The 13,846-nt window shown below is 72.7% G+C and carries 11 protein-coding genes; 5 read left to right on the top strand and 6 right to left on the bottom strand.

Going from position 1 to position 13,846, the window contains the following annotated elements:
- The 4 genes from DKT69_RS26675 to DKT69_RS26660 form a co-directional block, all read right to left on the bottom strand.
- Nucleotides 1-1,201: MFS transporter (locus DKT69_RS26675; protein WP_109804252.1), on the bottom strand; the 1,201-nt coding region annotated here is incomplete at its 3' end.
- 57 nt (nucleotides 1,202-1,258) lie between these two features.
- Complete coding sequence (locus DKT69_RS26670; RefSeq protein WP_109804251.1) at nucleotides 1,259-2,014, bottom strand: ABC transporter permease; 756 nt, start codon at nucleotides 2,012-2,014, stop codon at nucleotides 1,259-1,261.
- 18 nt (nucleotides 2,015-2,032) lie between these two features.
- Nucleotides 2,033-2,989, bottom strand: a complete 957-nt coding sequence (locus DKT69_RS26665; RefSeq protein WP_109804250.1) for an ATP-binding cassette domain-containing protein — start codon at nucleotides 2,987-2,989, stop codon at nucleotides 2,033-2,035.
- Nucleotides 2,990-3,113: 124 nt separating this feature from the next.
- On the bottom strand, nucleotides 3,114-3,743 hold the full coding sequence (locus DKT69_RS26660; RefSeq protein ID WP_236648368.1) for a PadR family transcriptional regulator: 630 nt from the start codon (nucleotides 3,741-3,743) through the stop codon (nucleotides 3,114-3,116).
- 132 nt (nucleotides 3,744-3,875) lie between these two features.
- Here DKT69_RS26660 and DKT69_RS26655 point away from each other — a divergent pair, with 132 nt between their 5' ends.
- Both DKT69_RS26655 and DKT69_RS26650 read left to right on the top strand, forming a co-directional pair.
- The gene (locus DKT69_RS26655) at nucleotides 3,876-5,627 is read left to right on the top strand and encodes an acetyl/propionyl/methylcrotonyl-CoA carboxylase subunit alpha (protein ID WP_109804248.1); all 1,752 of its coding nucleotides are present in this window, start codon (nucleotides 3,876-3,878) and stop codon (nucleotides 5,625-5,627) included.
- Between the two features lie 251 nt (nucleotides 5,628-5,878).
- A complete protein-coding gene (locus DKT69_RS26650) occupies nucleotides 5,879-7,318 on the top strand; it encodes a GuaB1 family IMP dehydrogenase-related protein (RefSeq protein WP_109804247.1) in 1,440 nt (479 codons plus the stop codon).
- A 25-nt stretch (nucleotides 7,319-7,343) separates the two neighbouring features.
- Here DKT69_RS26650 and DKT69_RS26645 read toward each other — a convergent pair whose 3' ends face one another.
- Entirely contained in the window at nucleotides 7,344-7,901 is a 558-nt protein-coding gene (locus tag DKT69_RS26645) for a TetR/AcrR family transcriptional regulator (RefSeq protein ID WP_109804257.1), read from the bottom strand.
- A 91-nt stretch (nucleotides 7,902-7,992) separates the two neighbouring features.
- On the opposite strand from DKT69_RS26645, the gene DKT69_RS26640 reads away from it, so the two are divergent.
- From DKT69_RS26640 to DKT69_RS26630, 3 genes are all read left to right on the top strand, one after another.
- Complete coding sequence (locus DKT69_RS26640; protein ID WP_109804256.1) at nucleotides 7,993-8,511, top strand: MarR family winged helix-turn-helix transcriptional regulator; 519 nt, start codon at nucleotides 7,993-7,995, stop codon at nucleotides 8,509-8,511.
- Nucleotides 8,505-10,238 (top strand): ABC transporter ATP-binding protein, encoded by a 1,734-nt coding sequence (locus DKT69_RS26635; protein ID WP_109804246.1) that lies wholly within the window; start codon nucleotides 8,505-8,507, stop codon nucleotides 10,236-10,238. The genes DKT69_RS26640 and DKT69_RS26635 overlap by 7 nt, the downstream gene beginning before the upstream one ends.
- Nucleotides 10,239-10,363: 125 nt before the next feature.
- Nucleotides 10,364-12,289: an ABC transporter ATP-binding protein gene (locus DKT69_RS26630; RefSeq protein ID WP_109804255.1), complete on the top strand. Its 1,926-nt coding sequence runs from the start codon at nucleotides 10,364-10,366 to the stop codon at nucleotides 12,287-12,289.
- A gap of 137 nt (nucleotides 12,290-12,426) precedes the next feature.
- On the opposite strand, the gene thrS is transcribed toward DKT69_RS26630, so the two are convergent.
- The gene (gene thrS / locus DKT69_RS26625) at nucleotides 12,427-13,644 is read right to left on the bottom strand and encodes a threonine--tRNA ligase (RefSeq protein ID WP_109804245.1); all 1,218 of its coding nucleotides are present in this window, start codon (nucleotides 13,642-13,644) and stop codon (nucleotides 12,427-12,429) included.
- Between the last annotated feature and the right edge of the window lie 202 nt (nucleotides 13,645-13,846).

The following is a 13,846-nucleotide window of genomic DNA, read 5'->3' as shown; positions in this document are numbered from 1 at the left end:
ACCCCAGCCCGACCGGCGCGATGCCGAAACCCACCCCCATCGAGTACGACGCCCAGCCCGCCGCCTTGTCTGCGGCCGGCCCGGCGACGGCGAGCGCGATGGAGATCGCCAGCGGGTAGTGCAGGGCGTTGCCCAGGCCGAGCACCAGCAGGCCGGTGACGGCCAGCCAGCCCATCGGGGCGACCCAGAACAGGGCGAAGCCGGCCAGCGACACGGTCAGCGCCGCCAGCAGCAGCGGCACCGGGGGCCAGCGCAGGGCGACCCGGCCGCCGGCGACCCGGCCGGCGAACATCCCGCAGACGATCGCGGCCACCGCCGCCGATGCGCCGCCGGCGCTCAGCCCGGCGTGGCTGCGGAGCACGTCGGCGGTCCAGAGGGACAGGCACACCTCGATCGAGCCGGTGACCGCCATCAGCACCCAGGCGATCCAGTACGCCCGGGGCAGCCGGTCCGCCGCCGCCCGGCGCGGACCATCGCCGGTCAGGTCGCCGGCGCCAGCGTCTGCCGACCGCGAGGCGGCCGGGTTTCCACCGGTGCCAGGCCGGTCGACGGCCGTCCGGATCGGCTGATCGGCGGGGGCGGAAGCCGCGGCGGTCACCCCGACGGGCTGGTCGGCAGCCGCGGCAGCGGGGGCGGCCTGCGGGAGGGGTACCCGGAAGGTCAGCGCGGCGAGGGCGACCAGCGCGATCAGCCCGACCTCGACGAACATCACCGGCCGCCAGCCGAGGCCAGCGTCCATGCTGGCGCCGATGACCAGCGGGGCGAGGATGCCCATGCCCGCGCAGGCGGCATTGGCCTCGGCGAGCGCGGCCGGCGCGGCGTCGCCGTGCCGGGCGGTGAGCACCACGTTGACCCCGCTGATCACCATCATGCCGAAGGTGGCGATCACCGCGACGGCGGCGATGGTGGCCGGCAGCGGGTGCAGGGCACCGAGCGCGGCCACGCCGGCGGCCACCCCGGCGAGGCCGAGCCAGATCGCCGGGCCGCGGCCGAGGCGGCGGGCAATCGGCGCGAAGAGCGCCCCGCCGAGCAGCGCGCCGACCGCGATGCCGGTGCTGTGCAGGCCGGCGACGGCGGCGCTGCTGCCCTGCTCGTCGCGGAGCAGCGGTACGACCGGGCCGAACCCGTAGTTGAAGAAGCCCCACAGTCCCAGCTGGGCGTAGGCCAGCAAGGTGATCTTGTCATGGGTGAGGCGGGGCACCGGCCTTACGCTACAAGCGTCGGACCGATGCCCCGCTTCTGGTGAGAGGCAACTCTCTCAGCGGACGCTGCGGGCGAACTGCCGGGCGGCCCAGACCACCCCGGCGACCGCGAGCACCGCCACGATGGTCAGCCCCTGCCAGACCTTGTCGTTGCCGAGGTCACCGGCGAAGAGCGCCCGGGTCCCGTCGACCGCCCAGGAGAACGGGTTCCAGTCGGCGATGCCCTGGAGCCAGCCGGGGGCGAAGGTGAGCGGCAGCAGGATGCCGGAGAGCAGCAGCACTGGCTGGGCGACCGTGTTCATCAGCGGGGCGAGCGCGTCCTCGCTCTTGACCTTGAGCGCGACGCCGTACGAGACGGCCGAGGTCATCAGCGCGATCAGCGCCAGCATCAGGTACGCCAGCAGCAGGTCCCCGATGAACACCCGCAGGTCGAACAGGAGCGCCAGCAGGGTGATGATGACGGCCTGCACGATCAGCGAGACCACGTCCCGCAGCGAGCGGCCGAGCAGCAGGGCGATCCGGCTGACCGGGGTGACCCGGGACCGTTCGATGACCCCGGCGCGCAGCTCGGCGATCAGGCCGAAGCCCTGGAACAGGCCACCGAAGATGGCCAGCAGCACCAGCAGGCCGGGTACGAAGATCTTGTAGGCCTCCGCCTGGGTGGGCGCGTTCAGCGCCGGCTTGAGCAGCGGGGCGAAGAGCAGCAGGTACATCACCGGCTGGAAGACGCCGACGAAGACCCAGACCGGGTTGCGCAGCAGCAGTTGGATCTGGCGCTCGAAGATGAGCCAGGTGTCGCGGGCGAGTTTCATGGATCTGTCTCCGGTGTCTCAGGACTCGCGCAGCGAGCGGCCGGTCTTGGTGAGGAAGACGTCGTCGAGGCTGGGCCGGTGCAGCTCGATGGAGCGCAGGTCCAGCCCGGCGTGGTCGAGGCGGCGCAGCACCTGCGGGATGGCGGTGGCGCCGTCCTCGACGTAGAGGCGAACGCCCTCGTCGCCGGTCTCCAGCTTGTTGACGTACGGCTCGGCGTCGAGCAGCGTCGCCGCCTGGGGGGTGGCGGCGGTGTCCAGGCCGACGAGCACGACGTCGCCGGAGATCTCGCGCTTGAGCTCGGCCGGGGTGCCCTCGGCGGCCACCTCGCCGTGATCCATGATCGCGATCCGGTCGCAGAGCGCGTCCGCCTCGTCGAGATAGTGCGTGGTGATGAAGACGGTCATCCCGTCGGCCCGCAGCCGGCGGATCTCGTCCCACATGTGCGCCCGGCTCTGCGGGTCGAGGCCGGTGGTCGGCTCGTCCAGGAAGACGATCTTCGGCTCGTGGATGATGCCGAGGGCGATCTCGACGCGCCGCCGCTGCCCGCCGGAGTAGGTCTTGCACTTGCGGTCCGCGTACTCGGTGAGCTGGAAGGCGTCGAGGGCGCGGGCGGCACGGCGGTGCGCCTCAGCCTTGCCGATGCCGTAGAGCCGGGCGTGCAGGACCAGCTCCTCGCGGGCGGTGGACTCGTCCCAGGTGCTGCCGCCCTGGGCCACGTAGCCGATCCGGCGGCGCACCTCGGCCGGGTCCTTGCGCAGGTCGGCCCCGGCGATGGTGGCCTCGCCGCCGTCCGGCTCGATGAGGGTGGCGAGCATCCGCAGCGTGGTGGTCTTGCCGGCGCCGTTGGGGCCGAGGAAGCCGAAGATCTCCCCTTCCGCCACCTTGAGGTCGACTCCTCTGACGGCGTCCACGGTCTTCGTCTCGCGACCCGCCCGGGAGCGGAACGACTTCCGCAGTCCCCTGGTCTCGATCATTTCTGCTCCTGGTCGTCCGGGCCGGCGCGCCGGCCGTTCTCGCCTGGGGACGACGCCGGCCGGCGCGCTCCCCCCGTTGTGCGGGCCAAAACTAACGCGATATAGCGTCTCTAGTCAACGTTGATTATTGCGTGGAGGAGTCACCCTGATCGGCGGTCCGCTCCTGCCACTCGACCCAGCTCTCCCCGCCGACCAGTCCAGCAGGCAGGTACGACACTCCGGACTCGATCCGCTCGGCGATCCGCTCGCACCAGGCGATCTCGGCCTCCGAGCGGGCCGACCAGAGCTCGAAGATCCAGCCGACGTGCACCGGCCGCGTGGTCCGCATCCACTCCGAGTCGATCGCCGCCCGCATCGACTCGGCGCCGGCCCGCAGCAGCATCGCCCGGTTCCGCAGGGCCGCCGCCGCCTCCTCCCTGGGCAGGGCCGGCAGGAAGGAGAAGGCCGCGGTGAACGGATCGATCGGCTCCTGCAACTGCCACCACAGCCCGCGCAGCAGCGTCTCGAACTCGTCCGCGCCCTTCTCGGTGATCTCGTACGTGGTCCGGGCCGGCCGGCCGCCGACCTGCTCGGTGGCGACGGCGCGGAGCAGCCCCTCCTCGGTCAGCTTCCGCAACGCGTGGTAGATCGAACCGGGCTGGATGTTGGCCCACTTGTCCGCGCTCCAGCTCAGCAGCTCGCGGCGCACGTCGTAGCCGTGCACCGGCTGCATCCACTTGACCAGCCCGAGAATCATCATCCGCGTCGCCGACATCGGACAAGCGTAATAAACAAGTTTGACTAGTGCTCGGCGTTCGAGTGCGGCATCCCACACTGAGCGATCGTTAGGGCCGCAGAGGCCGGCCGATACACTCCCGGCATCGACCTCCCGGGAGGAGCCACCAAGGTGCGCAAGGTACTCATCGCCAACCGCGGCGAGATCGCCGTCCGCGTCATCCGCGCCTGCCGCGACGCCGGTCTGGGCAGCGTCGCCGTCTACGCGGACTCCGACCGGGACGCCCTGCACGTCACCCTCGCCGACGAGGCGTACGCGCTCGGCGGCGACACCGCGGCGGAGAGCTACCTGCGGATCGACAAGCTGATCGACATCGCCGGGAAGTCCGGCGCCGACGCCGTGCACCCCGGCTACGGCTTCCTCTCCGAGAACGCCGACTTCGCCCAGGCCGTCATCGACGCCGGGCTGACCTGGGTCGGCCCCACCCCGCAGGCCATCCGCGACCTCGGCGACAAGGTGACCGCCCGGCACATCGCCCAGCGCGCCGGCGCGCCGCTGGTCCCCGGCACCCCGGACCCGGTCGGCAGCCCCGACGAGGTGATGGCCTTCGCCGTCGACCACGGCCTGCCGGTGGCCATCAAGGCCGCCTTCGGCGGCGGCGGTCGCGGCCTCAAGGTCGCCCGCACGATGGAGGAGATCCCGCAGCTCTTCGAGTCGGCCACCCGGGAGGCGGTCGCCGCGTTCGGCCGGGGCGAGTGCTTCGTCGAGCGGTACCTGGACAAGCCGCGGCACGTCGAGGCGCAGGTCCTGGCCGACCAGCACGGCAACGTGATCGTGGTGGGCACCCGGGACTGCTCGCTGCAGCGCCGGCACCAGAAGCTGGTCGAGGAGGCCCCCGCGCCGTTCCTCACCGAGGCGCAGCGCCGGCAGATCCACGACAGCGCCAAGGCCATCTGCCGGGAGGCCGGCTACCACGGCGCCGGCACCGTCGAGTACCTGGTCGGCGCCGACGGCATCATCTCCTTCCTGGAGGTGAACACCCGGCTGCAGGTGGAGCACCCGGTCACCGAGGAGACCGCCGGCATCGACCTGGTCCGTGAGCAGTTCCGCATCGCCGACGGCGAGAAGCTGCGCTTCACCGAGGACCCGACCCCGCGCGGGCACGCCATCGAGTTCCGGATCAACGGCGAGGACCCGGGCCGCAACTTCCTGCCCGCCCCGGGCACCGTCACCGCGCTGCGGCTCCCCACCGGCCCGGGTGTGCGGGTGGACACCGGCATCTCGGCCGGCGACGTGATCGGCGGCAACTTCGACTCGCTGCTGGCCAAGGTGATCATCACCGGCGAGACCCGGGCCGAGGCGATCGAGCGGGCCCGCCGGGCACTGGACGAGATGGTGGTGGACGGCATGGCCACCGCGCTGCCCTTCCACCGGCTGGTGGTCCGGGACGAGGCGTTCACCGCCGAGCCGTTCACCGTGCACACCCGGTGGATCGAGACCGAGTTCGACAACACCGTCCCGGCCTTCACCGCCGCCGCCGGCGCCGCCGAGGCGCCGGCGGAGCGCGAGACCGTCGTGGTCGAGGTGGGTGGCAAGCGGCTGGAGGTGACTCTCCCCGCCGGCCTCGGCGCCGGTACGACCACCGGCGCGCCCGCCGCGAAGAAGCCGGCCCGCCGGGGTGGCGGGGCCAAGGCGGGCGCGGCGGTCAGCGGGGACGCCCTCACCTCCCCCATGCAGGGCACCATCGTGAAGATCGCGGTGGCCGACGGCGACACCGTCGCCGAGGGCGACCTGGTCGTCGTGCTGGAGGCGATGAAGATGGAGCAGCCGCTGCACGCCCACAAGGCGGGCACGGTGAGCGGCCTCTCCGCCGAGGTCGGCGCGGTCATCACCGCCGGCGCCGCCATCTGCACCATCGCCTGACCCGTCGCCTCCCGGCCGGCTCGCCGGCTGCGGGGACCGACACCACCGCGAGCGATATGCCTGTGAGTCATATTTATGCCTCCCAGGCATATCGCTCACCAGGTACATGGCCCCCCGACGCGACCCGTCGCCGCCCGGACACCGGGCCAGCGGCCGTGCCCTCGGCTCGCGGCGCGGGCGCACGGCGGCCAGCCGGGTGGTTTGGGCCACCAGCGGGAGCGGTCCGGGGCGCGAGCAGGAATGATGTTCAGGTGCAGTTCCTTCATGGCGCGGTCCCCGCGCACGACCTGACCTACAACGACGTCTTCATGGCGCCGGCCCGCTCCGAGGTGGGCTCGCGGCTCGACGTCGACCTGTCCACCGGCGACGGCACCGGCACCACCATTCCGCTGGTGGTGTCGAACATGACCGCGGTCGCCGGCCGCCGGATGGCCGAGACGGTCGCCCGGCGCGGCGCCATCGCGGTGATCCCGCAGGACATCCCGATCGAGGTGGTGGCCAACGTCGTCGCCTGGGTCAAGCAGCGGCACCTGGTGCACGACACGGCGATCACCCTCGGCCCCACCGACACCGTCGGCGACGCGATCCACCTGCTGCCGAAGCGCTCGCACGGCGCGGTGATCGTGGTCGACGAGGCCGGCCGCCCGCTCGGCGTGGTCACCGAGGCGGACACCGTCGGCGTGGACCGGTTCGCCCAGCTCCGGCACGTGATGTCGACCGAGCTGCACACCGTGCCGGCGGACGCCGACCCGCGTACCGGCTTCGACCGGCTCTCGGCCGGTCGACGGCGGCTCGCCCCGGTGGTGGACTCGGACGGCCGGCTGGTCGGGGTGCTCACCCGCCAGGGCGCGCTGCGCGCCACCCTCTACAAGCCGGCCGTGGACGACCGGGGCCGGCTGCGGATCGCCGCGGCGGTGGGCATCAACGGCGACGTCACCGGCAAGGCCGCCGCGCTGCTGGAGGCGGGGGTGGACACGCTGGTGGTGGACACCGCGCACGGCCACCAGGAGCGGATGATCTCGGCGCTGCGGGCGGTGCGCAAGCTCGACCCGGCGGTCCCGGTCGCGGCCGGCAACGTGGTCACCGCCGACGGGGTACGCGACCTGGTCGAGGCGGGCGCCGACATCGTCAAGGTCGGCGTCGGCCCCGGTGCGATGTGCACCACCCGGATGATGACCGGGGTGGGTCGGCCCCAGTTCTCGGCGGTCCTCGACTGCGCGGCGGCGGCCCGGGAGCTGGGTCGGCACGTCTGGGCGGACGGCGGCGTACGCCACCCGCGGGACGTGGCGCTGGCCCTGGCCGCCGGGGCGTCGAACGTGATGATCGGTTCCTGGTTCGCCGGCACCTACGAGTCCCCGGGCGACCTCTACACCGACGCGGACGGCCGCCGGTACAAGGAGAGCTTCGGGATGGCGTCGGCCCGGGCGGTCAGCGCGCGTACGGCCGAGGACAGCGCGTTCGACCGGGCCCGCAAGGCGATCTTCGAGGAGGGCATCTCCACGGCCCGGATGTACCTGGACCCGGCCCGGCCCGGCGTCGAGGACCTGATCGACGAGATCATCTCCGGGGTACGCAGCGCCTTCACCTACGCCGGCGCCCGCAACCTGGACGAGTTCCACGAGCAGGCCCTCGTCGGCGTGCAGAGCGCCGCCGGCTACACGGAAGGCATGCCCCTCCCCACCAGCTGGTGACCCCTCGGCCCCCGCGGGGGCGGCGTCACTCGAAGAGGCGGCGGATCACGGCGCGGGCGCCGTCCTCCGGGTTGTCGCCCGAGCCGGGCGGCAGGGCGCCGGCCAGCCGGAGGGTGGCGAAGCCGTGCACGATCGACCAGGCCGCGAGCGCGTCCCGGCCGGGCTCCACGGTCGGTCCGGCGGGCCGGGCGGCGACCCCGCCGCGCAGCGCCGCCCCGGCCCGGGCGCGCGCGGCGGCCACCTCGGGGTCGTCGGCCCGGTAGAGCCCCGGCGCGAACATCACCTCGAAGTGGGCGCGGTGGTCGACCGCGAAGCGGACGTACGCCACGCCGATCTCGAGCAGGTCGTCGCCGGCCCGGCCGAGCGCCTCGGCGAGCAGGTCGAAGCCCTCGACGGCGAGCGCGGTGAGCAGGCCGGCCTTGTCGCCGAAGTGGTGCGCGGGCGCGGCGTGCGAGACGCCCGCCCGACGGGCCAGGTCGCGCAGGCTCAGTGCGGCCGGCCCGGACTCGCCGATCGCCTCGACCGCGGCGGCGAGCAGGGCCCGCCGTAGGTCGCCGTGGTGGTATCCGCGGTTCGCCGTCATGCGCCGCAGCATATCTTGCCAACGACAAGATAATGTGTCGGGAATTAGTTTGGCCCCTGACGATCTGGTGGCTAACCTGACGGCTGTGAAGATGGAACCGCTCGTCCGCTTCCCCGACATGCTCCAGCACGCGCCGCTCGGTCGACTGCTCGCCATCGCCGGCCATGTCGTCGAGCAGCACTGGGGGCGCTACCTGGCCGAGCACCACGGGCTCACCTCGGCCGGCATGCGGGTGCTGTTCATCCTGAGCCGCGTCGGCGACACCACCCACCGGGAGGTCGCCGAACGGTGCTTCGTCCGGCCCGCCACCCTCACCGGCATCGTCGACACCCTCGAACGCGACGGCTTCGTCGAGCGTCGCCGGGACGCCGCCGACCGCCGCACCGTGCAACTGACCCTGACCGACAAGGGCCGCCGGCACGCCCAGCACCTCACCGACCTGATCCACAGCGACCGTCCGCTCACCTCCGTCGACGCCGACCCGGCGAAGAAGGCGGTGATCCGGGAGTTCCTCACTGAACTCATCACGAGCATGTCCGACGGGGAGGTCGGTCGGTTGAACCCAGCGCAGGATTCCGCCGCCGAGACGCCGGGGAGCCGTCCATGTTGATCCGCCTGCTCGGCCACGAGCTGCGCCCGTACCGCCGGCTGCTCGCGGCCGTGGTCGTGCTCCAGTTCGTCGGCACGATGGCCTCGCTCTACCTGCCGAGCCTCAACGCCGACATCATCGACCGGGGTGTGGCCCTCGGCGACACCGACCAGATCATGCGTACGGGCGGCTGGATGCTGGTGGTCAGCCTGCTCCAGATCGCCTGCTCGATCGCCGCGGTTTACCTGGGCGCGCGGACCGCGATGGGGTTCGGGCGGGACGTCCGCGCGACCATCTTCGAGCACGTCAACCGCTTCTCGGCCCGCGAGGTCGCCCGGTTCGGCGCGCCGTCGCTGATCACCCGCAACACCAACGACGTGCAGCAGGTGCAGATGCTCGTGCTGATGAGCTGCACCATGCTGGTCGCCGCGCCGATCATGTGCGTCGGCGGGGTGGTGATGGCGCTGCGGGAGGACCTCGCGCTCTCCCGCCTGATGCTGGTCTGCGTGCCGGTGCTGGCGATCATGTTGGGCCTGGTCGTCCGGCGGATGGTGCCGGGATTCCGCGAGATGCAGACCCGGATCGACACGGTCAACCGGGTGCTGCGCGAGCAGATCACCGGCATCCGGGTGATCCGGGCGTTCGTCCGCGAGCCGTACGAGACGGAGCGGTTCGGCGTCGCCAACGCCGACCTCACCGCGACGGCGCTGCGGGTCGGCCGGCTGATGGCCCTGATCTTCCCGGTGATCATGCTGGTGCTCAACGTCTCCAGCGTCGCGGTGCTCTGGTTCGGCGCGCAGCGGGTCGACGCCGGCCAGATCCAGATCGGCGCGCTGACCGCGTTCCTGCAGTACCTGATGCAGATCCTGATGGCCGTCATGATGGCCACCTTCATGCTGATGATGGTGCCGCGCGCGGCGGTCTGCGCCGAACGGATCGTCGAGGTGCTGGACACCGAGTCGTCGGTGGTGCCGGCGGCTGACCCGCTGATCGCGATGACCAGGAACGCCGAGCTGGAGCTCCGCCGCGTCGCCTTCCAGTACCCCGGGGCCAGCGCGCCGGTCCTGCACGACATCTCGTTCCGGGCCGGCCCCGGCCGGACCACGGCCATCATCGGCGCCACCGGCGCCGGCAAGACCACCCTGCTCACCCTGATCCCCCGGCTGGTCGACCCGACCGCCGGCGCGGTGCTGGTCGACGGGGTGGACGTGCGGCTGCTGGAACCGGACGAGGTGTGGCGCCGGATCGGGCTGGTGCCGCAGCGGCCGTACCTGTTCAGCGGAACGGTGGCCAGCAACCTGCGGTACGGCAACCCGGACGCCACCGACGCAGAGCTGTGGGCGGCGCTGGAGATCGCCCAGGCCCGCGACTTCGTGGCCGAGATGCCGGGCGGGCTGGACGCCGCGATCGCCCAGGGCGGCACGAACGTCTCCGGCGGTCAGCGGCAGCGGCTGGCGATCGCCCGGGCTCTGGTCCGCCGGCCGGAGATCTACCTCTTCGACGACTCGTTCTCGGCGCTCGACCTCGGCACCGATGCCCGGCTGCGCGCGGCGCTGAAGCCGGTCACCGCGAACGCGGCGGTGGTGATCGTGGCCCAGCGGGTCTCCACGATCGTCGACGCCGACCAGATCATCGTGCTCGAGGACGGGGGCGTCGTCGGCATGGGACGACACGAGGACCTGCTGGAGCGCTGCCCGACGTACGCCGAGATCGTGGCGTCCCAGCAGACGGCGGAGGTGCCGGCGTGAGCGGGCCGAACAGACAGCTCGGCCCGCGGGACGGCAGGGTCGTACCGGATCAGAAGCAGGGCCCGGAGGCGACGACGCCGAAGCGGCTGCCGCCCGCCGGGCGGCGCCCCGGCGGCCCGCCGTGGATGGGCGCCGCGATGCCGGCCGAGAAGTCGATGAACTTCGGGCCGTCGGCCCGGCGGCTGCTGAGGCGGCTGCGGCCGCACCGGCTTCAGCTGGCCGCGGTGATCACGCTCGCCGTGGCGAGCATCGGGCTCAGCGTCATCGGGCCGAAGCTCCTCGGCCACGCCACCGACCTGATCTTCAGCGGGGTGATCGGCCGGCAGCTGCCCGCCGGGACCAGCACGGAGCAGGCCGCGGCGGCGGCCCGGGCGGCCGGCAACGACAACTACGCCGACATGCTCGCCCGAATGGACGTGGTGCCGGGCGCCGGGATCGACTTCACCGCCCTCGGCCGGGTGCTTCTCCTGGCCCTGGCGCTCTACCTGGCGGCCAGCGTGCTGATCTGGTGGCAGGGCTGGCTGCTCAACGGGGTGGTGCAGCGGACCGTGCTGCGGCTGCGCGCCGAGGTGGAGGAGAAGCTCCACCGGCTGCCGCTGCCCTACTTCGACCGGCAGCCCCGAGGCGAACTGCTCAGCCGGGTCACCAACGACATCGACAACATCTCGCAGTCCCTGTCGCAGACGCTCAGCCAACTGCTCACCTCGCTGCTGACCGTGGTCGGCGTGCTGGCGATGATGTTCTGGATCTCGCCGCTGCTGGCGCTCGTCGCGCTGGTCGCGGTGCCGCTGTCGGTGCTCGTCACGCAGCAGATCGCCAAGCGGTCGCAGCGCAGGTTCATCGCCCAGTGGAAGCACACCGGCGAGCTGAACGGCCAGATCGAGGAGGCGTACACCGGCCACGAGCTGGTCAAGGTCTTCGGCCGGCAGCGCGAGGTGCAGGCCGCCTTCGCGGCCAAGAACGAGGAGCTGTTCCGGGCCAGCTTCGGGGCCCAGTTCATCTCCGGGATCATCATGCCGGCGATGATGTTCGTCGGGAACCTCAGCTACGTCGCGATCGCCGTGGTCGGCGGGCTGCGGGTGGCCTCCGGGTCGATGAGCCTCGGCGACGTGCAGGCGTTCATCCAGTACTCGCGGCAGTTCACCCAGCCGCTCACCCAGGTCGCCTCGATGGCGAACCTGCTCCAGTCCGGGGTGGCCTCCGCCGAGCGGGTCTTCGCGGTGCTCGACGCCGAGGAGCAGACCCCGGACAAGGTCGCCCCGCCCCGGGTCACCGGCAGGGTCGAGTTCGCCCACGTCTCCTTCCGGTACGACCCGGACAAGCCGCTGATCGACGACCTGTCGCTGGTCGCCGAGCCGGGTCACACCGTGGCGATCGTCGGCCCGACCGGCGCCGGCAAGACCACCCTGGTCAACCTGATCATGCGGTTCTACGAGCTGGACGCGGGCTGGATCACCCTGGACGGCGTGGACGTCACCAGCATGCCCCGGGACGAGCTGCGCGGACGGATCGGCATGGTGCTCCAGGACACCTGGCTCTTCGGCGGCACCATCCGGGACAACATCGCCTACGGCCGGCCGGACGCCACCGAGGAGGAGATCCTGGCCGCCGCCCGGGCCACCTTCGTGGACCGGTTCGTCCGCAGCCTCCCCGACGGGTACGACACGGTCATCGACGAGGAGGGCAGCAACGTCAGCGCCGGCGAGAAGCAGCTCATCACCATCGCCCGGGCGTTCCTGGCCGAACCGTCGCTGCTCATCCTGGACGAGGCGACCAGCTCGGTGGACACCCGCACCGAGGTCCTGCTCCAGCGGGCGATGGCCGCGCTGCGGTCGGACCGGACCAGCTTCGTCATCGCCCACCGGCTCTCCACCATCCGCGACGCCGACCTGATCCTGATGATGGAGAACGGCCGGATCGTGGAGCAGGGCAGCCACGACCAGCTCCTCGCCGCCGACGGGGCCTACGCCCGGATGTACCGGTCCCAGTTCACCGAGGCGGTGGCCGACGAGGCCGACGCGCTCGCCGAGCCGGCGACGGCCGGGAACTGACGATGAGCGAGGGATCCGGCCCGACACCGGCTCCCGTCCTGCCGGGACGGGAGCCGGCGGGCACCCGGTCGGCGGACGCCCGGTCCGCCGGCCACGAGCGGCCGGCGCCGCGACGGCGTGGGCCGGGAGTCGCCGGGTCAGTCCGCCGGGAGCAGGCCGGCCGAGCGCCCGGCGACCACCTTCCCGATCAGCCCGAGGGCGTCGGCGACGGGCATCGGGGCCAGCGCGCGACCGTCGCGCAGCCGCAGCGAGACCGCGCCGCCGGCCGCCTCCCGGGGGCCCACCACCCCGACGTACGGGACCCGGCGGCGGGCCGCGTCGCGGATCCGGGCGCCCAACGAGCCGGCCACGTCGACCTCGGCCCGCAGCCCGGCCGCCTCGGCCCGGCGGACCAGGTCGACGGCCGGCTCGACCTGCCCCTGATCGACCGGGAGCAGCACCAGCTGCACCGGGGCGTACCAGGCCGGGAAGGCGCCCGCGTGCACCTCGATCAGGTACGCGAACAGCCGCTCCATGCTGCCGACCAGGCTCCGGTGCACCAGCACCGGCCGCCGCCGCGACCCGTCCGCGTCGGTGTACGACAGGTCGAACTTCTCCGGCTTGTCGAAGTCGAGCTGGATGGTGGAGATGGTGGACTCCCGGCCGGCGGCGTCGACGATCTGGATGTCGATCTTCGGTCCGTAGAAGGCCGCCTGGCCGGGCGCCTCGGTGAAGTCCACCCCGTCGAGCGCGGCGCGGAGCAGGTCCTCGGCCCGCGCCCACGCGGCGTCGTCCCCGACGTACTTCTCCCCCGGCCCGCGCAGCGACAGCCGGAACCCGGCCGGTCGTACGCCGAGCGCAGCGTGCGCCTCGCGGATCAGCCGCAGGATCTCGCGTACCTCGTCGCCGACCTGGTCCAGGGCGCAGAAGTTGTGCGCGTCGTTCAACGAGATGGCGCGGACCCGGGACAGGCCACCCAGCACGCCGGAGCGCTCCGCCCGGTACATCCCGCCCAGCTCCGCGATCCGCAGCGGCAGCTCCCGGTAGGAGCGGCCCCGGGCGCAGAACACCAACGCGTGGTGCGGGCAGAGCGCCGGCCGGAGCACGAACTCGTCGTCGGCGCTCAGCCGCATCGGCGGGAACATGTCGTCGGCGAAGTAGCCCAGGTGGCCGGAGAGCTCGAACAGCTCCCGTTTGCCCAGCGGCGGCGAGTAGACGTGCCGGTAGCCGGCTCGGCGCTCCAGGTCGCGGACGTACTCCTCGACGGCGTGCCGGGCGGCGGCGCCGGCCGGCAGCCAGATGGGCAGGCCGGCGCCCGCGAGCGGGTCGGAGACGAACAGCTCCAGCTCCCGGCCCAGCCTGCGGTGGTCGATCATGTCGCTCTCCTTGATCGGGTACGACCCGGAGGCGACGCGGCCCGGAACGCCACGCGGCCCCGGGGCGGTTCGCCCCGGGGCCTGGTGGACGGTTACGTCAGCGCGGCACGCCGGGGACTCCCGGCGTCGTGGTCACCACCGCGCTGCGCATGCGGCGACGGTACGCGGGCGTCGACGTGCCGCGCATTCGGATTTCGCGGTG

It is taken from the genome of Micromonospora sicca (genome assembly GCF_003172935.1).
Classification (GTDB): Bacteria; Actinomycetota; Actinomycetes; order Mycobacteriales; family Micromonosporaceae; genus Micromonospora; species Micromonospora sicca.
The sequence above is the reverse complement of the archived record's forward strand: the minus strand, read 5'-3'. Positions and strand labels throughout refer to the sequence as shown.